Annotated in this window: 12 protein-coding genes; 7 read left to right on the top strand and 5 right to left on the bottom strand. The window is 46.6% G+C overall.

Features of this window, described 5'->3' with window-relative positions; translation table 11 throughout:
* The first annotated feature begins 258 nt into the window (after window positions 1-258).
* The 5 genes from GC102_RS31590 to GC102_RS31570 all read left to right on the top strand — a co-directional run bounded on the left by GC102_RS31590 (window position 259) and on the right by GC102_RS31570 (window position 11,491).
* Window positions 259-2,496: a helix-turn-helix domain-containing protein gene (locus GC102_RS31590; RefSeq protein ID WP_171693021.1), complete on the top strand. Its 2,238-nt coding sequence runs from the start codon at window positions 259-261 to the stop codon at window positions 2,494-2,496.
* 253 nt (window positions 2,497-2,749) lie between these two features.
* Window positions 2,750-3,691 (top strand): ABC transporter permease, encoded by a 942-nt coding sequence (locus tag GC102_RS31585; protein WP_171693029.1) that lies wholly within the window; start codon window positions 2,750-2,752, stop codon window positions 3,689-3,691.
* A gap of 18 nt (window positions 3,692-3,709) precedes the next feature.
* A complete protein-coding gene (locus tag GC102_RS31580) occupies window positions 3,710-4,585 on the top strand; it encodes a carbohydrate ABC transporter permease (protein ID WP_171693020.1) in 876 nt (291 codons plus the stop codon).
* 66 nt (window positions 4,586-4,651) lie between these two features.
* Window positions 4,652-6,325, top strand: coding sequence for an extracellular solute-binding protein (locus tag GC102_RS31575; RefSeq protein WP_246321222.1), 1,674 nt, complete (start codon window positions 4,652-4,654; stop codon window positions 6,323-6,325).
* A 114-nt stretch (window positions 6,326-6,439) separates the two neighbouring features.
* The gene (locus GC102_RS31570) at window positions 6,440-11,491 is read left to right on the top strand and encodes an OmpL47-type beta-barrel domain-containing protein (RefSeq protein ID WP_171693019.1); all 5,052 of its coding nucleotides are present in this window, start codon (window positions 6,440-6,442) and stop codon (window positions 11,489-11,491) included.
* A gap of 71 nt (window positions 11,492-11,562) precedes the next feature.
* Here GC102_RS31570 and GC102_RS31565 read toward each other — a convergent pair whose 3' ends face one another.
* Entirely contained in the window at window positions 11,563-12,486 is a 924-nt protein-coding gene (locus GC102_RS31565; protein WP_171693018.1) for a Gfo/Idh/MocA family protein, read from the bottom strand.
* Window positions 12,486-13,766 carry an MFS transporter gene (locus GC102_RS31560; RefSeq protein ID WP_312883423.1) on the bottom strand — a complete coding sequence of 427 codons (1,281 nt, stop codon included), beginning with the start codon at window positions 13,764-13,766 and terminating at the stop codon, window positions 12,486-12,488. The genes GC102_RS31565 and GC102_RS31560 overlap by 1 nt, the downstream gene beginning before the upstream one ends.
* A gap of 125 nt (window positions 13,767-13,891) precedes the next feature.
* Between GC102_RS31560 and GC102_RS31555 the strand changes: the two genes are divergently transcribed.
* Window positions 13,892-14,449, top strand: coding sequence for a hypothetical protein (locus tag GC102_RS31555; protein ID WP_171693017.1), 558 nt, complete (start codon window positions 13,892-13,894; stop codon window positions 14,447-14,449).
* A gap of 362 nt (window positions 14,450-14,811) precedes the next feature.
* Here the strand turns inward: GC102_RS31555 and GC102_RS31550 are convergent, their stop codons facing one another.
* Window positions 14,812-16,320, bottom strand: coding sequence for a leucyl aminopeptidase (locus GC102_RS31550; protein WP_171693016.1), 1,509 nt, complete (start codon window positions 16,318-16,320; stop codon window positions 14,812-14,814).
* A 116-nt stretch (window positions 16,321-16,436) separates the two neighbouring features.
* On the bottom strand, window positions 16,437-17,450 hold the full coding sequence (locus GC102_RS31545; RefSeq protein ID WP_171693015.1) for an aldo/keto reductase: 1,014 nt from the start codon (window positions 17,448-17,450) through the stop codon (window positions 16,437-16,439).
* A gap of 233 nt (window positions 17,451-17,683) precedes the next feature.
* On the opposite strand from GC102_RS31545, the gene GC102_RS31540 reads away from it, so the two are divergent.
* On the top strand, window positions 17,684-18,844 hold the full coding sequence (locus tag GC102_RS31540; RefSeq protein ID WP_171693014.1) for a PepSY-associated TM helix domain-containing protein: 1,161 nt from the start codon (window positions 17,684-17,686) through the stop codon (window positions 18,842-18,844).
* Window positions 18,845-18,946: 102 nt separating this feature from the next.
* Here GC102_RS31540 and GC102_RS31535 read toward each other — a convergent pair whose 3' ends face one another.
* Window positions 18,947-20,287: an anti-sigma factor domain-containing protein gene (locus GC102_RS31535; RefSeq protein ID WP_171693013.1), complete on the bottom strand. Its 1,341-nt coding sequence runs from the start codon at window positions 20,285-20,287 to the stop codon at window positions 18,947-18,949.
* Window position 20,288 lies beyond the last annotated feature (1 nt).

Genomic DNA, 20,288 nt, shown 5'->3' with positions numbered 1-20,288 from the left:
AAGCTTATCCTGAACCAAAGGGATAGTGCACATAGAAACTTTCAATCAAGACTAACTCCCCTCACCAAGCGACTCCTGAACCAAAGGGATAGCGCCTGTAAGGTTAAACTTATTGAACCGCCAGTATTGAACGTATTCATTTATACAAGCATGATCCCTAAGTATTTTGCATATAACGTACGACAGTGAACGGTCGTGAGACGAACGCGGCAGAACTGTTATTTCATTGCATATGGATTATGTTAGAGGAGTGTTTTTATGACAAAACCATGGTTTTATCGGCTTCTATTCTCCTATTTGCCTGTATTTTTCATGATCACTTCTGTGCTCATTGTGCTTATTATTCTTTCGATCAGCCAACTGTCCAAAAAAGAAGCTGAAAATGCCAATAAAACGTATGCTTTACATATCATGCAGTCGGTTGACTATGCCCTGAAGACGATAGACGAATATGTGATCAAAGAACTGCAGACCAATACGCGGATTGACCAATTTTTTGACAACAAATTTGAGGGAAATCCCTATTACTCGGCTTATGAAGTCACCGAGTTGATTCGCGGGATGATGAATTATAACAATTTTATTGATTCGGTTTATTTTTATCGGGTTTCCGATCAAATGGTCATTAGTCCAAACACGATGATAACGGCTGACCGTTTCGGCGATAAAGGGTTCATCGAAGAGATGAGGAAGAACCCTTCTCAGTATCAGTTGACGAATCAGCGGATCTTTAAAGAATTTACTGAGATGGATCAGCGTAAAGTCGTCATTTCTTTAGTACGGAAGATACCTCTGTTATCCGGGCAAAAAGGCATCGTCGTTGTCAATATCAGCATGGATTCTATCGCAAGAATGGTCGGTGATATGTCTAATTCAAAGATCAGCTTCATCGAAGTATACGATCCCGAAGGCAAGCAGCTGATGGCATCTGGAAACGCAGATGGAGCAGTAGGATCTAGGAAAAGAGGGTCTGAGCTAACCCGAATTCATTCCACTTATACAAACTGGGAATACCGAAGCGGTCTCAACGATGATTATTTATTTACTTTCACCTCTGTATTCTCTTATGTATGGATCGGTTTGGGACTAGTTATGGTTGTCCTTGGCGGGGTCTGGATGACTTATGTGACCTATCGCAATTATCGGCCGATTAAATTGATTATGTCCCGTATCCATGCTTATTCCGAACTAAAGTCGATGGACGCCCACGGCAAGAAACAAGACGAATTCCAGTATATTGATCGAGCCATAGGCAACCTCATGGAGTTATCCAGCCGCTATGAGAAGCAGCATGAGGAAGATATCGTATTCAGGCGGCGGCACTTTTTCAAGGAATGGCTGGAAGGCAGCCGGGCAGTCGATTATGAAGACTGGAAAGCCGAGATGAATCGGCTGCAATTGCCTTCTGGCTTCGGTCAGCTTGCTGCAGCAGTCATCGAGATGGATAAGTATATGGAAGTATGTAGAATGTTCTCTCAAAAGGATCAAGAGCTGCTGAAATTTGTACTAAGCCGTGTCGTTTATGAAACTGCTGAACCGCTTGGCCTGACTATATGGGCGGAATGGACGGCTACACACAGGCTTAGTGTTGTGATATTCGCCGATGAGAATGTCAAAAACAGCGAGAAACTCGCAGCCAGTCTGTGCGAAAATGTTCGCTCCTGGGTCGAGCAGCATCTGCATTTCCGCATTACACTTGGTGTCGGGCATGTGGTTGGACAAGTTCAAGAGCTCGTTCATTCCTACGAGGCTGCGGTCCATGTTCTTCGCTTTAAATCGACCTTAGGAACGAATCGAGTCCTGTATCATTGGGAATCCGAAGCGTCCGCAGAGAAGGAAATGTATAAGCACTTGCCTCTGGTCAAATCACTGGCTCAGTCGTTTCGTTTGGGGGACAAGGAGTGGAAACCCGCCTTGGAACAAATTTTCACCGAATTAAAAGTCGGGTTATTCTCCTACGATGAGATCCGCAATCTCATGAATTATTTGGTTTATCATTTACACCGGGAGATGATGGAGCTCTCAGTCGAGCTGCAGGAGTTATGGCAATTCGCGCTGCCTCAGCTGAACGACGTCATTGAACAGTTCGATACGGTCGAAGAATTATATGCAGCGTGGTTTCATTTGTTAGAAGAAGTATCGCAGCGGATGGCTGGTATTCGTGAAGACAGAAGCACACATGCCGTCATGAACCAGATTCGCACTTACGTGGAGACCCATTATGCAGATCCTGAGTTATCGCTTACCTCGTTAAGCGAGCAGTTTCAGCTTCATGCCTCGCATGTCAGCCGTGCATTCAAAGAGGAGTTTGGTGAAAAATTCGTTGATTATCTCGTTAAGATCCGGATGGAACAAGCGAAAAAGCTGCTCCAGAACAGCCGTGACTCCGTCCAGGACATCGGGGGCATGGTTGGATACACGCATGCTATATCGTTTATACGCGCCTTCAAGAAGTATACTGGTATCACGCCAGGTGATTACCGGAAGCAAGAGTAATCATGCCATTTTTCAAGAAAAGTATATCGTTAATTGATGTTTATTCACCTCTGCATCAAATCCGCTAAAGCCTTGTACAGCAAGGGGTTTCAAAAGAGTTTATTCGCTAATTCATGTATATTGAGAATGATTGCGCTTCTAGGGTACATTGATTCCATCGACGGCAAGGGAGCAAAAGATGAATCAACTTTTACACTAAAGGAGGTGACACACGATGCCACATACACCGCTAGACAACATTCAATCAGCCCCCATGATTACTACACGAAGATTTACCCACCATGCCGCCAAGTCGCTGCAGCCCCGTCGTCGTTTCAAGCAAAATATGCCGCTGTTGATTATGTTTGTACCGGTTATCGCTTACTTTATTATCTTCAGATATTTTCCAATATTAGGTAATGTAATTGCCTTCAAGAACTATAACTTGATGGATGGCATTTGGGGAAGCCCGTGGGTTGGCCTAAAGTATTTCAAGGCACTTTTCACCCAACCCCAGACGCTGACCATCATCCGTAACACCGTCACATTGAGCTTGTTAAGCATTATAGCAGGATTTCCATTTCCGATTATCATTGCCATCCTACTGAATGAAGTTCGCGCCATGCGGTTCAAAAGGATTGTACAGACGCTAATCTATATTCCTCACTTCTTCTCATGGGTCATTGTCGGAGGCATTGTCGTTACGATATTCTCTCAACAATCAGGTATCGTTAACAAACTGTTGGAGCTATGGACGGGTCACACCACTGCCTTCTTGTATCAGGAGCATAGCTGGATAGCTATCTTCCTTGGATCTGGGATTTGGAAGGAAGCCGGATGGGGAGCGATCATCTACCTGGCTGCGCTTACCTCGATCGATACGCATCTGTATGAAGCTGCCAGCATCGATGGTGCGTCCAAATGGAAGCAGATCTGGCATGTCACGCTGCCCGGTATTCGCAGCACGATTATTCTTATGCTGATTCTGAGTATGGGCAATGTCATGGAAGTCGGGTTTGACCATGTATACACGCTTCAAAATGCAGCCGTTTCGGATGTCTCGAATGTCATCAGCACCTATATCTTTATCGTAGGTGTCCAGGGAGGACAGTTCAGTTTAACGACGGCGGTCGGGTTGTTTGAATCTCTGGTCGGCTTCTTCTTCGTCGTCCTCGCGAATCAACTTGCCCGTAAATTCGATCAAGGACTGTGGTAAGAAAGGAGCCTCCCCATCATGAAACCAACATGGGATGAGAAAATCTTTTACACAATCAATTATATGTTCCTAGGCCTTGCAGCTCTAAGCTGCGTTCTTCCCTTGATGCATATCATATCTTTATCTTTGAGCAGCTATCAGGCAATTGTATCGGGGCATGTAACCCTGTGGCCAGAAGGCTGGACTGTGGAAGCGTACAAAGCCTTATATGTTGGCACGAATATGGTTAAAGCCTTTGGTAATAGTATCGTAATTACCGTTGTAGGCGTTGTGCTAAGCATGTGGTTTACGATCATGGCGGCTTATCCGTTAGCCAAGAAATATTTCTATGCGCGTCGCTTTTTTACACTGGCTATCGTATTTACCATGCTGTTCGGAACACCTCTAATTCCTCTGTTCCTGATCGTGAAAAGTCTCGGCTTACTGGATACTTACGGCGCCATATGGATGCCGGGTCTGATCAGCGCGTTTAATATGCTTGTGCTTCGGACCTTCTTTATGAATGTGCCTGAAGAGCTTGAAGAGGCAGCACGCATGGATGGCTGCGGAGAATGGAGACTTCTCACTCGGATTATTCTCCCTCTATCCCTGCCAGTCTTGGCTACGTTGACTTTATTCTATGGTGTCGGCTATTGGAATTCATTCTTACACGTACTTATGTTTATCAATGACAGCACACGGATGAATTTGGCGGTTATGATTCAACAGATGGTCGCCAGCCAATCTATTCTTCAAGAGCTTAATTCCGTGAGACCGGATGATTTGCAGCAAATGACACCAGAATCCATCAAAGCGGCAGGCGTGATCGTACTCATTGTGCCTATGCTGATCGTCTATCCTTTTTTGCAGAAGTATTTTGTTAAAGGGGTCATGATCGGCGCGATTAAAGGATAGTACGAAGGGCAACACAACTTAACTTGAGCTTTTTTAGGAATCGAATTATCTAAGGGGGGTATATCCATGTCTATGTTACGCAGAAATCATCGGAAAGCTCTAGTATCCACACTAGCTTTAATCGCTGTATTGGCAGGCTGCTCCACAGCCAAAGTCAATGATCCAGGGACATCGTCAAGCCCGAATGCGACCCCAACAGCTGAACCTGCTAAAAGAGGAGCGATTAACGTTTCCGTCTATGATCGGGGCAATATTCCTCCGGAGGAAGGCAATTGGGATAAAAACCGTTGGGTGGAGTGGATCAACAAGAACGGTCCTGTCGATGTTAAATATACACCCGTTCCCCGCTGGGAATCGTTCCCGAAATTTAATGCTTTGCTTGCCTCGGGAAGCGCACCGGATTTGATTCTTGAGTACGATGCCAACTACAGGAACAGCTGGTATTCGCAAAAGCTGCTGATGCCGATCGATGAGATGATTGACAAGTACAGCACGAACTACAAGCAAATTCTGGAGAAATACCCGCTGCTGCGCAAAATTGGAACGAAAGAAGACGGCAAATTGTATGAAATCGGGCGCTTAAATGTCGTTGCTCCGCATCATCGTCTCTTAATCCGTGAGGATTGGCTCCAGAAGCTGAACCTCCAAGTCCCGACGACAACGGAAGAATTATATAACGTGGCCAAAGCATTCGTGAACCAAGATCCAGACGGCAACGGTAAAAAGGATACGTTCGGTATCAACCTGAGCGGCGTTGGCTTCTCCGTAATCAGCCACATCTTCGGTCGTTCGATCGATTGGGCAGAACAAAACGGAAATTTCGTACATGATTGGGAACGTCTCCAGGCTTCCGTCGAATTCCAGAAGCGGTTGTTTGACGACGGTTTAGTCGATAAAGATTTTCTCACAGATAAAAACGGACAAAAAGGTATTCAAGATTTTATGAATGGAAAATTAGGGATTTTCGCTATCGACAGTGCATGGTTTACCATTTCGAACTATGAAACTTTGAAGAAGAACAACCCTACGGCTAAGGTCATTCCTATGGCTTTACCGAAGAGTCAATTCGGGCAATTCAGCCCGATTATCAGCACACCTGTGCAAATGGTCGGTGTCGTCAATGCCAAAGCGAAGGATCCGAAAGCGATTATGCAATATATAGACTGGATGGTGGATCCCCAAAATGCAAGCTTGCTGAAAAACGGTATTGAGGGTACACATTCGCAAAAAGGCTCGAATGGCTGTTTGCAGCCTATCGATACGGAGAAAAATAAGAAAGAACTGTACACCGACGATCTAAATATGATGAGATCCGATTTACTGCTGGGCAAATGTGCGGAAGTGTATCTGGTGAACCTGCGCCCTGAAGTGCCAACCCAGAAAGAATTGCTCGATATCAACCTCAAATCCAAAGAAATCTATATTAATAAAGACCGTCCTATTCCTTCGCTCGGCTATGACTTCTTACCGGTCTTGCCTGATGATCTGCAAGCGATTGTCAAAAGCACAAGCAAATCCAACAACATCGATAAAGGTGACATTTGGTTGAAAGCTTTGGTAGGCGGCACTGGCTATACCGCTCAGCAAGCTGTGAAGGATGCTAAGGATGTATGGGAAAAAGCAGGCGGCAAACAAGTCGACGATTATTACGCCAAATGGTATGAGAACAACAAAACCAAGGCATTTAGTATTGATGATCTGTACAAATTCGCTGAACAGTCTCAGAAAGAGTTGAAATAGAACGAAGGAGGAGCGGCGCTCCAAAGTTAGATATGTCGGAGCGCCGTCTACACATGACGTGGACCCCGGATAGGATTAGGGAATCCTATTGATATCTCATTCATGGAGGTTATTATGAGATCCCTACACAAGTCAAAACTCCTTGTTTCAATCCTTCTGTCGGCAATCATTGTCTCACTGCTCCCGCTCTTTCCAGCATATCGTGCTTTTGCTGCGGGAACAGGTATTACCCAAGACTATTGGAACAATATTCCTGGTGGGAAAGTAGAACAAATTCCATTAAAGACGCCTCCATCGGGTTCGAGATTACTGCCCAACTTCGAGACACCGAACAATACGGGGGATCTCTATGGTTCTCGCGTTTATGGTTTTCTGACGCCGCCAGTCACCGGGGGCTACACCTTCTGGATCGCAGCGGATGACAGCTCCGAGCTATGGCTGAGTCCGGATGGTGATCCTGCACACAAAGAGAAGATCGCATCTAATACTGTCTTCGCTAAGCCCAGAGAGTGGGGTAAATCCCCAACTCAGAAATCAGTGATCATTCCGCTATCCAGCGGGAAAAGATATTACATCGAGGCGATGCACAAAGAAAATACCTCTAATGACAATTTGGCAGTCGCCTGGCAAGGGCCGGGAATAGCCCAACAAGTGATACCTGGCACTTACTTGACACCTTTTGTGCTGCCTGATGCGCCATCTAATCCCGTGCAGGACGATACAGCAAATACGTTCGGGTGGACGCCCATTCCCGGTTATTCGGATGTGGCTGCCTATGAATACAGCACAGATCGCGGTTACACGTGGCAAACCGTAACAACGAACCCGCTTCAACTGGACAATGTCAATTACACGACGGGACAAATACAAGTTCGGTTGAAAGAAACGACAGATCAGCCTGCCGGAAAGATCCTTTATTCAACCGCTTTTTACACGTTAACTACAGTGGAACAGCCTGCGCCGGTTTATACAATGCTTTGGAAAATCGGGCTTGATAATCAGCTGTCGACCGAATTTAGCGATTATACATCAACACCCATTGAGTCCTTCAGCCTCCCTTCCGACTGGGCCACTCGCACAGATTGGAGTTCGGTATCTAAAGGACTGAAGCTTAGCCGCAACGGTTCTATGGTTATTACTTACAACTTGCCGCAGGTCCCGGAGCATGGTGTGCAGTTCAGCTTCAGGAGCTTGGATGCGTATGTATCTGTTCCGCAGTTAGCTGTATTTTCCAATGATACGATGGCCGGTTTAATCCAGATTGTCGGCTTGAACGGCGGGAATACGACTCGGAAATTTAAAGAAACCTACGAGCTTTATATCCCTAAGGAAATGCTGAAGGTTGGATCTAATGAACTAAAGCTGTCATTGGATCGAGGCTTGTATGCGGGAACTGAAGGCGATGAATATCATTGGTTTGAATGGGATTATGCCAAACTTGAGGCATTGGGAGCTCCGGCTACGGAACCGATTCATGGGCGGTATACCCATCTAGGAACTGCGCTTGTCTCTCATGTATTGAAAGATCGCGATCTGCAAACGATGGAAGTAACGAAGTGGCTGGGACTCGCCTACAGCGGGAACGTCATTCGTTCCAGTCAATTCTCGCGGGAATGGCTGACTGCCTTGCGCGATTTGAATTTGGCACCCGTGCTGCTGCCATTCGGAACCTATATCAAGGATCCTGAGCTTTCATCGGGGGTCGTCCCTGAGAAGCTCAAAGAGTACTACAACAATCTCATTGCAGAAAATGGGGATTTGTTCGAATACTTGGAACTTGATAATGAACCCGGCGTATTCAACAATGCATTTGCGGCCGATTTGGCTCTTGCTAAGTATGTTAGTGAGCAGAAGCCTTTGCTAAACCCTTGGTTGAAAGCGGTTTCTCCAGGCTGGGCCTACTGGCCATCCAAAGGAATTCCCGATGGCTGGGAGCGTGATCCTGCCTACCGCAGACAGATTGAAGACTTTACCGATATGACGAACGGTCACAGCTATACCTTAAGCGGGATTTCGAGTGGTGAGGGAGGCGCAGTCGTTGAGACATTAAAGACTTTTCCAGAGTATCAGGGTGACGGAATGGCAAAGCCGATGATGATGAGTGAAACAGGAGCTAATGATTTTCATACCGACAATAACCGTTACGATACATTCACACACCGTTTCGCCTCCATCTTTGATCGGGAAACGCGCAGTACCATCGGCTATCTCGATTACATCATGCAGCATGCCGCTTACTTCCGAGAGTACAGCTTGCTCAAAGAAGACATCGTGATGAACTCTGCAGACGATGCCGAAGCGTGGATCAACACGAGTGATCCCGATGAAACGCGTTTGAAGGTATTCCGCCGTTTAGCGCTTGCCTACAGTACGCATGGCAATCCGCTCCCTTATGTGTATACAAATCAGAATGAGCTTGCTGGGAAAAAAGCTTATTTCCGCGCGGTGGATACATCTAGTCTTGGTGTGAGCAACACTGGAGCAAAATCCAATAAAATTCTGCTCAATTTTGTTAATTTTGAAACGACCCCGGTTACGATGAACGTCCACGTCACGCTGCCTAATAACGCGCAGTATGCGGCAGAACGCTTTGGCGCTGGCAACACGTATGTGGCTGCACGCAGTTTTACGACCATTGACGCCGCTTCGGGCGCTCAGTTATCGGAAACACTCCAGCCAGGTGAAGCCGTGCAGTATATTTTGACCATGTTAGAACATTCAGCACCAAGCAAGCCTACGCTGCAAGCACGGGCCGTTTCATACAAACAAATCAAGCTGACTTGGCAGCCTTCTACGGATAATGCAGAAGTAGCCGGATATAAGCTCTATGATAACGGCGTACTTCTCGCTAAGCTGCCGAAAGCCGTAACTCGTTATTCTCATCAAGATGTAAGACCGGAAAGTGCACACTCGTATACGCTGATCGCTTATGATGACTCGGGCAACGAATCCGTACCGAGCGACCCTTTAGCCATATCCTCCTTAGCTTTGCCGGCATCTCCTTTTACCACTACGTCTACGGGAGCTTTGCATGTTGAAGCAGAGCAAACGGAGCTGGAAGGAGTGACACATCATGGCACATTCGTCGGCATGTACTTTACACAAGGACGGATGAACATGCTGAAACCGCCTGTCAAAGCAAATACCAATTATATTCTTAAGCTTAAATATAGTTCGGCCGCGAACAAAAAGGTGAATCTCGTTATCGACAATCAGCTGATACGGACGCTGGATTTGCCGGGAACGGAGCCGAACGTCTATACAACAGTCGAATATAACGTCATGATGCCTGCGGACATAAGCAACCTTGTGCTGTCCATCGTCAAGAGCAGCGATAATGTGTTCGCCTACTTCGATTGGTTCGAGCTAAAAGAAGGCATCTTGGATGAAACACCTCAAGCACTTTGGACCAATGTCATTCATTCCAGTACGAATATGTATTATTCCGCTTCTACCTTCGCTCTCGGCGCCAATGGAGCCAATCTTCATGAAACGACAACACCTGGCGATTACACAGCTATGGGCTTTAAGGGTACGGGAATCCGTTGGTATTCTGATATAGAGTCTACTTTAGGCGAGGCTGATGTGTATATCGATGACGTCCTGCAAGCAACAGTAGATTTGAAAACAGCGAACACACAAGGCGCGAAGAAGGTTGTTTTCGAAAAGACTGGTCTCCCTATGGCAAACCATATCATCAAAGTTGTCGCTAAAAACGGCCGGATCATCCATCAATCGTTCGAGTTTTTGAGTTTGGAACGCCAGCCCTTAACACCAGGCCCCGATCTTATCGTAACAGATCTTGGAACGGATCCAGCAGATCCCTATGCTGGGCAAACGGGCATTCGATTCTATGTCACGGTGAAAAATGTCGGTATTCTCCCAACCCCTGCCGGCAAAATAACCGGAGCCGTGTTTGGTTTGAACGGCGGTTCTTTCGGCTATACGGATACGTATAATCAATCTATCCCTGTAGGAGGCAGTGCAACACTCTATACAAACGCAGGCGGTGAGAACGGATATTGGGAAGTTCCTAATGGAGAAGCCACTTACCAATTAAGCGTCAATATCAATGATATCGGACGATTCACTGAGATGGATCGCTCGAACAACACCAAGGAGATTACTTTCCAGGTGAAAAAGCGGGATGTCACCCCTCCTGTGACAACAGCGACAGCGGACGGTGCAACTGGGGCAGGCACTTTCAACAAGCAAGATGTGCATGTTACGTTTACAGCCGTGCATCCGACTGTTGGTGTTGGAATCAGGCAAACGGAGTACCGAATTCTGGGTGGAACATGGCAACCTGTCACAGTGCAGCCGGTCACTTTCAGCGATGAAGGGGTGCATCAAATCCAGTACCGCTCGATTGATGTGACGAATAACGAAGAGGCGCCCAAAGATTTGATTATTGGCATCGATAAAACGGCTCCTATCACCACGCACACATCATTAGAGGGATGGCAGCGCACACCGCAAACCGTCACATTAGCAGCATACGATGCTCTGAGCGGTGTACAACAGTCCTTTTATATGCTAAATGGAGGAACAGCTACTGCGGGAACCTCGGTTACGGTAAGCACTTACGGTGTAAACACGATACACTATTACAGTGTTGATGCGGCAGGCAATCAGGAATCGAGTCATTCTGTGGAGGTACGCTTCGATCCGCAAGCTCCTGAAATCAACATTGCCGGTCCTTTAACTGTATTTTGGACGGATCCGATTGTATTGAATGTTGGTATCACAGATGCTTTAAGTGGAGTGGCCTCATCTGTAGTCAAACTAGACGGTGCTGTTGTTAGCCCTAATATTAACCTCCAACCGCTCAGCTTGTGGATAGGTCAGCATACGATAGTAGTAACGGCAACAGATAGCGCGGGCAATACGATCGTACGTACCTTTGTATTGAAGGTGATCATGGATCTCGATCATTTGGACGATCTGCTCCGTTTATTATGGAATTTAGGATATTTCCCAAATCAAAGCACTTATAACAGCTTGCAGAACAAGGTTGCTCAGCTTCAGAAACTGCTAAACCAAAGTCAGCTTAAAGATCCGACTATCTTTGATGCAGTCATTAAAGATGGCAAGTATACGGATAGTACGACTGCCAAGCTGCTTCGAGATGCCATTCTATATCTGCAGCAAAAATCAGGGAAGTGAACAGTAAAGAAGGGACTATCATCCAAAGTCACTTTTGGATGATAGTCCCCTCTGCCCTTTTCTGTACCTGTCTATACGGACAATCGTTCCACTAATTGATGTGACTCTAGAACAAGGTCTCCACGGATGCTGCAGGCGTTCGGATTGTCCAAGCTTTCCAGGAAATGCTGAACAACACCGGCAAAGCCTCTTCTTTCTAGTACCGTGTCCCAGCTGCCGAAGGAGCGTACGCGTGGCGCGGCGCCTTTTTCATAAAAAACGGCTGACTCTAGGTTCGTTACTTCTACCGATCGGCCGCTGCCGTGAAGTTCTACTTTCTCTAAATCAACACCAGCAAGTCTAACCATGCTGTAATTGCCTAGTGAAGAGCCGAATGCCAACGTCCCTGACGCGTGGAGCAGTTTGCCTGCTTCATCGACTTGTTGGTTGTATGTGCTCACTTCGTACGGGCTCTCTCCAAGCCATAGCAATAGATCCAGTATGTGAATCAGGTCATCATACAACGTCTCTTTGGCACTATGACCTTGCTGCTTAATGCGGTGCTTAACGGCTGAACACCAATCGAAGCCGCCTGCCTCCTGCAGCCATTGCTTAGCCTCCATATAAAGGGGAGCAAACCTGCGGTTAAATCCCGCTGCCAGCAAAACACCTTTTCGCTCCGCATAAGAAGCCATCTCGGCGGACTGTGCCCAATCGTAGGACAACGGTTTATCTACATAAACAGCTACACCCTGTTCTATACTTTTCATAGCCAAATCGTAATGGGTAGATGTCGGACTATGTACGAAAACAGCATCCAACTCATGTGCAAGGAGCTCATCTAAGCTTGTTGTCCCGTAAGGAATGCGATACTTTGCCCTCATCCGTTCTACCGTCGCCGGGGTGGAGCTCATAATCCCTGCAATTTCCACTTGCTCGTTGACCGATAAAAGAGGCAGATACACTTTTTGTGCGATATCACCTAGACCAATTAATCCGATTCTTTTCTTCGTCATTATGCTTCACTCCTCATTTGTTTTCCCAGCACCATACGTCCAACCAACAGTCCAAGTACAAGTAAAACAGCGCCGACAACCGTAGAAACACCATATATTTGCACCCACATCGGGGCATCCGTAATCAAGGCATATACTTTTCCGCCAAAAATGGGTCCCAAGAAAGCGGCAAAGCCAGTGATAGCCGAATAAGTAGCAATATACATCGGACGTTCGCTCTTCGGTGTGTCGCCAATCGTAAACGTGAACACCATCTGATTAAACCCACCCAGCCCAACGCCAAGAACGATATGAACGGCATACAGAACAACAATAGCTGGAATGAAAGCAATCGCTCCCCATAATAAACAAGCTAGTGCAATGATCGGTAAGGACCATAACAGCAAGGTTTGAGCCGTATAACGCACATTCAAATTGCCCCATACATAGTAACTCGCCATCATGACCACGGTATGAACGACCGTAATTAACGAGACAGTTTCATAATTAATTTTCATCAGCTTGAGCATGACATATGAGAAGAGCGGCACGGTTACCCCTTGCACGAATAAAAACACAGCCAAAAAGAGAATCGCTTTAAGAAAAGCACGATCCTTCAATGGCTTCCCAATCATCCCTACCGGATTCGATGCCGTAGATGGCTCGAAGGGTGGATTCGGATATAAACCGAAGGCCAGTATATTTAAGACCACACAAACGCTGCATATGATAAATAAATAGTTAAAACCTTGCCCGCCTGGATAACGATCTAATATTTGTCCGCCAATGAAAAGAGCTAAAGAACTTACCCCGCCCAATATCGTGTTGCGAAGTCCAAAATATCGTCCTCGAACCGGGCCCGGCACCGCATCGCTAATCAGTGAGGTCCAAACGATTCCACCCGCGGCATTTCCCAAATGAGCAGCCGTATAAAGCACAATATACATGACAACCCACAGATCTTTAGGAAATAGAAAAGGAATCAAGCCAACAGAAGTCCAAAGCAATCGGTGTGAGGAAGCAAATATAAGCAGCATCCGTTTGCGGTTTCTGAATTTTTGCATGACCACAGCCATCCCAATTTGAATGATATTGACGACGGTTGTAATGGCCAACACTAAACCAATTTCGGTTGAAGTCGCTCCTAAATAAAGTAAATAACCCGTTAGAAACGGACCGCCAAGAAGCTGAAAAATAATAACCGCCGGGAACCCCTCCAACGTTGCGATGAGCAGACTTTTTCGGTAGGTGGATGCTTTTTTTCTGGGTTTTCGTAAATAACCCGCAATTTTCATTGTCATACTCGCCTCCTGATGTAATTCATATGATGTATGACTGATCTTAAAGTTTACAAACTATAGGGCGCTTATGGTAAAATAGGACTGACTACCTAATCTATCATGTCAGGCGGGATCACCCAAATACTATGAAACCAAACCATTTTGGTCTTATCACAAGCTTATTACTCTTTTTGACTTTCATTGTACTCTCTCTCATGTTTCAGTCAACCATTTATTTGTATATCGCCAGCGTATGTCCGCTTCTCATTGTTCCTTTTCTTCCCGATATTCGATCAAATCAGTTCATTAAGCCGAATCAAGCTAAAGGTGCTGTAAAATTGATTACTATGGAGAACAAGGACAAGGCTGATTCTGATTTTCTTGTTATCTTGTTTGAACCTGGGTATGTAAGATGGAAGCGCGGGAAGCTATTTTTCAATATGGAAGATATCATGAAGGATGTCTATATCAAGCCAGATCCCCTCGCCGCTACAATGACGGTGTTAAAATATGATCTATTTCTACATCGACGTAAGAAAAATTGGATCGGCATTTCCTTAACGCAGCTTGAGCAGCGCACCGAGCATCTCTCTTACACAACAAATGAAATCAACCGTCTGGTCATTCGGATGTCCGACGTGAATGAATTGCTTCAAAGGCCAGTTAATCAGCCAACTGCTGCTGGACAAAGTATTGGCGCCTAGGAAGATTAAAAAAATCACCCTGCCTTGAGTTATTACGCCATTCAACCTTCGTGGTTGGATGACGGTAACTCGATGACGGGTGATTTTTTTGTGTTAGCTTGAATTTTCTACGCTTCCGCTTAAAAGGTTCCATTAAAGGGAACGTAGAAACGTTATTTGCTGGAAAACGTCCGATTTTAATGAGTTCGGGGAACGAGGAGCCTTTATTTCGTTGTTTCTGCCTCCTAAGAGCCCTCTTTCCCTCGAATAGCGTCTCCACGTTCCGTTTCAATTGAATTTTTTACGTTTTCCCCATAATAGAGGATCGTAGTTCCCCATAAGTAAGTTAGTCTTAGGCTGCGAAACAGATTAACACTACTTATTTAGTTTAGCTGTTCCCCACACAGATACGCCGCTAAAGTACGAACCATGACACCTGTTGCACCTTTAGGCTCGATGCCTTTGGCCGACCATAACCAAGCCGTGCCGCCGGTATCCAGATGGATCCAAGGCGTTTCTTCGGCGAAGTAGCCGATGAACAGACCTGCTGTAATGGCCCCTGCCCAGCGATCGGATGATGTCGCATTCTTGATATCGGCGACATCGCTTTTCAGCATGGCGCGATACTCCGGATAGTTTGGCAGCTGCCATACTTTTTCACCAGCCGCCGAGGCTGCTTGGAGCAGCGGTTTCAGAAACTCGTCATCGTTCGTAACAGCGCCAGTCGCGACATCGGCGAAGCAGATTAAGATGGCCCCTGTTAGTGTTGCAACATCAATCAGGCGATTCGCTCCCAGCTGCTTGGCGTAGGTCAGGCCATCTGCCAATATAATGCGGCCTTCCGCGTCCGTATTCAACACTTCCACGGAATGTCCGCTGAGCATTGTGACGATATCACCGGGACGATAGGCAGAGCCAGACGTCATGTTCTCCGCCGCAGGGATAACCACGACCAGGTTCACCTTTGGCTTCAGTTGACCGACGACGTGCAGGGCACCAAGCAGTGTAGCGGCTCCGCCCATATCGCTGATCATTTCTTCCATGCCGTCGGGCTTCTTCATCGAGATTCCGCCTGTATCGAAGGTCACGCCCTTGCCGACGAGGCCCAGCACGTCGGCGGAATCTGGATCACCCTTATACTGCAGGGTGATCATGCGCGGCGGGTTGACGCTGCCTGCGCCAACCGCGGCAAGACCGCCCATCCCGCGGGCGGCAATCTCGTGCTCGTCCAGCACTTCGCAAGCGAAGCCGTAGTGCTGGGCGAGCCGAACGGCTTCCTCTGCGATGGAAGCCGGAATGAGCCTATTGCCCGGGAGGTTCGTGAGATCCCGGGCATAGTTCGTGCCCTCCGCAACCGCCTCAGCGGCTGCGATCGCCCCCTCCAGAAGCGCTGCATCCGCAGCCGCTTCTGTGAGCAACACCGCCTGGCGCAGCTCCGCGCGCGCAGGCTCGTTCTTGCGGTACGCCGCGATGCGGTACGTACCGAGGAGCAGCCCTTCGGTCAGCGCCGAGGCGGCTGACCGGCTGTCGAACCCGCTTGGCAGCTTCAGCGCCAAGCGTTCGAACTGCAGCGCGAGAGCCTTGCGCGCTGCAAACACCGCGGCTGCGCGCAGCGTATCGCGTGACGCTGCGGGGCCGAGCCCCGCAACGAGCACGTACGCGTACGGCAGCAGCCCGTGGGTCGGCAGCGCCTCGAGCTCGCCTGAGGCGCCAGTGAATAGGCCCTTTGCGCGCATGCGCTCAAGGGCCTGATCGAGCTGCGGTAGTCCCAGGACAACGTCCTGACGCAGCTCAGCTTCACTTAGGCAGACGAGGATAGCGTCTGCCCCCGTTTCATTATCCATCAATGACGTAAATACACCCGTCGTTACATCCGTAATTTTAGCAAACATAGGTAATTCTCCTAACCTCAAGTAGTTTCTAGAATTTCTGTAATTTCAATTGTTTCTGTAGTTTCTGTAGTTTCTATAGTTTCTATATGTTTCTGTAGTTTCTATTATCTCTCAAATTAATAAAAAGATGCGGCCTTCTGCACCACTGACTGCATGGGCAGTTGGTAAGGGCACTTCTCTTCGCAAAGCGGTTTCTCTTTGCAAGGATCATGGTCTGCACAGCCTACTATTCTATCCTTTTGTCTTTGGAAAAATCCGTCGCCCTTCGGCAGCAATCCGAATTTCTCTCTAAATCTACTCGCAATCATCACGTCCGGAATTGAGATTTCGAGCGGACATGAACAATAATTGCAGCGTCTGCAATCATGTTGACCTAGCTCTATAGCTAATTGCTCCAGCTCCTGACGCTCCTCGGCTCCTACTTCCTGCTCCTGCGCAGCCAAGTTTTCTTGCACTTCCTTGATGCTCACCATCCCAGAAATCGTCACATGCACATCTTGACTGTAAGGATAGCGGATCGCACGATCAACCGGCTGAATGAACCCGCCGGACAAAGGCTTCATCGCCACTTTCATTAAGTCCATCTCTGTCGCTTTGGGGATCAGCTCATCAAGTGCAAACGGCTGCGCCAAATTGAGATGAAACAAAATCTGCGAAAATTGCCCTTTGGCGATCCATTTCGCAAGTAAATCTGGACGGTGTCCGGAAATGCCGATAAATCGCACTTTCCCTTCCCGCTGAGCCTCAAGAGCAGCTTCATAAGCACCGCCAATATCCATCGCTTTCTTAAACTCGCTCACATAGTTCACGTAGTGAATTTGCAGTAAATCTACATGGTCTGTTTTCATACGAACCAAGCTTCGCTCAATCTCCGCTTTGGCCGTCTCGTAATCACGTGCCCCAGTCTTCGTCGCTAGAAAATACTCCTGTCTGCGATGGGAGATGCATTCGCCGATAATTTCCTCGCTGTTCCGGTATGCTGCTGCCGTATCGATATAATTAATGCCGTGATCCAAGGCGTAGTTCAATGCTTCTCTTGCTTGTTCTAGAGGTACACCTGGAAGATTCATAGCACCAAATCCAAGTGATGAAACGTTGTAGCCGGATTTACCGAAAGTCGAATATCTCAAGCCAAAATCTCCTTCCAACTAAGAAAATCAATCATAATTGCGCTTACAACTATTGTAATACAACTCGGTCCTAGATTCCATGAAGCAGGTAATTGTAAGCGATATCATAAAATTTAAAAACAGCACTCACACTTTACTAGCCATAAATGTATTGACAATGAAAGTGATAATCATTATCATTCTAAACAGACTCATGATTTTGATAATCATTCTCATTTATGGAAGGGGCCCTTATGCGTAAATTATTATTACAAATTCATCTTTGGGTAAGTTTACTTCTAGGCTTATTCATTGTTGTCATTTGTACGACAGGCAGTCTGCTTGTCATTGAAAATGATGTAGAGAAATGGATACATCCACAGCTTTATCAGCCTACGCCAGGTCATGCCTCACTACTCGACGTTCAGCAAAGTGTAGAGCAAGCATTTTCAGGGTTCAAAATGGATCGAATCGAGCTTTCGACAGAAGATGGTCTTTATCAGGTAAGACTATCCAAAGACGTGAATGGCAAAGCTTCGACGCAAAATGTTTACGTTGATCCAGGTTCCGCCCATGTACTTGGGCCTGTAGGACCTAGTAGAAATGTCTTCTTTACGAAGGTGCTGCAAATACATCGTTATTTACTTGCCCAAGATGTATTTGGTAAAGCTAATGCTTCCATTGTCGTCGGCTTCATGGGTATCGGTCTTATCATCATTCTAGCCACAGGTGCTTATTTATGGTGGCCCGGGCTTCGCAAATTTGCACTTGGCTTCCGGATTATTCGAAACAAAGGTAAGCTCGCCCTCAATCTAGGTCTTCACAAAACAGTCGGTATAGTAACAATTCCTTTCCTTCTCGTATTCGCCCTCACAGGCACGGCTTATCAACTTGATAAGTATGTGTTTGGATGGTTGGGGATGTCGACCAAAACCGAAGCCGCTGCCTCTTGGAGCAAAACAACAAAGATAAACGGTTCACCGCTTTCTCTAGACACCATCGTTCAAAATGCGCAAGAACGATTTCCTAACCTTGAGCTGGTCCGAGTTCAACTACCCACGAAGCCTGATCAAACTTATCAGTTAGCGATGAAAGAAGGTTACAGTCCAAGTGGTTCCAGCAATGTTACCGTCTATGAAGATCCCTATACGGGTGAAATTTTAGGTAAAACCAACCCAAATGCTCCTATGGCGTTTTACAGTGCCTGGAAAAGAGGTTTGCATTTCGCTGTTTGGGGTGGTGAACCTGTAAGAATCGGAAGCTTTCTCATGGGCATGATGCCCCTGTTCCTCATGATTACTGGTATGGTCATTTGGCAATTCAAAGCTAGAGCGCGCCGGAGAAGTAAAAGCTCTTCCCGCATCAAAGAATCTCCTCCAGCAACTATGGTTCCTTCAATGAGCTCTGCCGAATAAAACATACATAAACACCCTAGGCAGAGCTTCACGTAAAAGTGAAGTATGCCTAGGGTGTTCATCTAGGGTGCTTATGTATATATTCTATTCTTTTAACTCCTACTAATCCCTATTATCATCGCGGTTTTTTGAATCATTGTTCCGATCGCTCCAGCTCCAAGGGAAAATGGTGCTTCTATCATTTTCCGATTTCGGTTTCTGCGTTGGCTTGGCAGTTGGCTTTTCCGTCGGTTTGCTTGAGCTTGTTGGCTTACTGGAAGGTTTTTCAGTAGGCCTAGGCGTTGATGTCGCTCTAGGTTTTGAGGATGATTCTTTCTTGGAATCATCCTCATTGTCATCACCTGAGCGGTTCGGCTTTGGCGTTGATTTGTTGTCATTATTACGATCATTGCCATTTCTATCGTTCTTGTTGTCGTTCTTGTTGTCATTCTTATTATTATTGTCGTTCCTGTTGTTCTTGTCATTCTTCGAAGACGGTGTCGGTGTTGGTTTCACCGTAGCTTTGCCATTATTACCGTTCTTACTATTGTTATTCTTATCGTTCTTATCATTTTTATCGTTGTTCTTGTCTTTGGCCGATTTCTCGTCCTGAATTTGCTGAATTTTCTCGCTGAGTTTTCCGGATTTTTCATCTGCGATTAGCCTTTGCAGAGACGATTTATCGATCGGTTTATCCGGCTTTACTAATTTATCAATCCCGCCGTTATCCTTAGCGAGTTGATGAATCGACACTGTTTTGATGTCGTCGAGAGATACTTTCGCACCATTGTCTACCGCATTCAAATATATCGCGTACTTCCCGGCCGATACACCGCTGGCCTTCGCCTCTTGTCTTACTTCTTGCGGGGCGGCGAATGCAGTCACTTCATAATTTTTAATTTGATCCGGATGGGTTTGCTCGATATGCTTACTGACCTGAGCTTTCAGCTTTGTAGCAATCGCCTGATCATTCACATCCGTTTTTTGTTCTACGATCGTAGAGCTGATGATGATATCTCCTTCACCTCTAGCAAGTGCTCCCTGCTCGGCTTTGTCTAAAATATCAGATGTGACAGCTTCTAACGACTTACCCTTATAGACTAACGTTTGAATTAGGTCAACACCATCTGAGTTTAACCCAATTAAATCCTGTACAACTTCATCATTATCAATTCCTATTTCTACACTAGGATTGATATCAATGGTTACGTAAGCAACCACTTGGCCACTTGGAACGGTTCCTGTCAACGTTGATACTAAGACAAAGCATAGTACGATTGCCGCTGCCAGTCCCGATGCAATAGCCATTTGCGGTACACGCATACGCCGCTTCACAGGTGCGTATAGTATCTCTTCCCCGACTTCACAATTCCGCGTTCCCCTCGGAAGCTTATCGAACCGACCCTCTGGATTCATGACAATAATGGAGCTCTCGCTTAATTCCATTACGATTCCCTTGTTCATG

The organism is Paenibacillus germinis (assembly GCF_013141785.1).
Lineage (GTDB): Bacteria > Bacillota > Bacilli > Paenibacillales > NBRC-103111 > Paenibacillus_E > Paenibacillus_E phytorum.
The sequence above is the reverse complement of the archived record's forward strand: the minus strand, read 5'-3'. Positions and strand labels throughout refer to the sequence as shown.

What these genes read in the sequence shown, in the direction of transcription:
- GC102_RS31590 (WP_171693021.1), top strand. Translation starts at nt 259, where the DNA reads ATGACAAAACCATGGTTTTATCGGCTTCTATTCTCCTATTTGCCTGTA.
- GC102_RS31585 (WP_171693029.1), top strand. Translation starts at nt 2,750, where the DNA reads ATGATTACTACACGAAGATTTACCCACCATGCCGCCAAGTCGCTGCAG.
- GC102_RS31580 (WP_171693020.1), top strand. Translation starts at nt 3,710, where the DNA reads ATGAAACCAACATGGGATGAGAAAATCTTTTACACAATCAATTATATG.
- GC102_RS31575 (WP_246321222.1), top strand. Translation starts at nt 4,652, where the DNA reads ATGTCTATGTTACGCAGAAATCATCGGAAAGCTCTAGTATCCACACTA.
- GC102_RS31570 (WP_171693019.1), top strand. Translation starts at nt 6,440, where the DNA reads ATGAGATCCCTACACAAGTCAAAACTCCTTGTTTCAATCCTTCTGTCG.
- GC102_RS31565 (WP_171693018.1), bottom strand. Translation starts at nt 12,486, where the DNA reads ATGACGAAGAAAAGAATCGGATTAATTGGTCTAGGTGATATCGCACAA.
- GC102_RS31560 (WP_312883423.1), bottom strand. Translation starts at nt 13,766, where the DNA reads ATGACAATGAAAATTGCGGGTTATTTACGAAAACCCAGAAAAAAAGCA.
- GC102_RS31555 (WP_171693017.1), top strand. Translation starts at nt 13,892, where the DNA reads ATGAAACCAAACCATTTTGGTCTTATCACAAGCTTATTACTCTTTTTG.
- GC102_RS31550 (WP_171693016.1), bottom strand. Translation starts at nt 16,320, where the DNA reads ATGTTTGCTAAAATTACGGATGTAACGACGGGTGTATTTACGTCATTG.
- GC102_RS31540 (WP_171693014.1), top strand. Translation starts at nt 17,684, where the DNA reads ATGCGTAAATTATTATTACAAATTCATCTTTGGGTAAGTTTACTTCTA.
- GC102_RS31535 (WP_171693013.1), bottom strand. Translation starts at nt 20,287, where the DNA reads ATGAACAAGGGAATCGTAATGGAATTAAGCGAGAGCTCCATTATTGTC.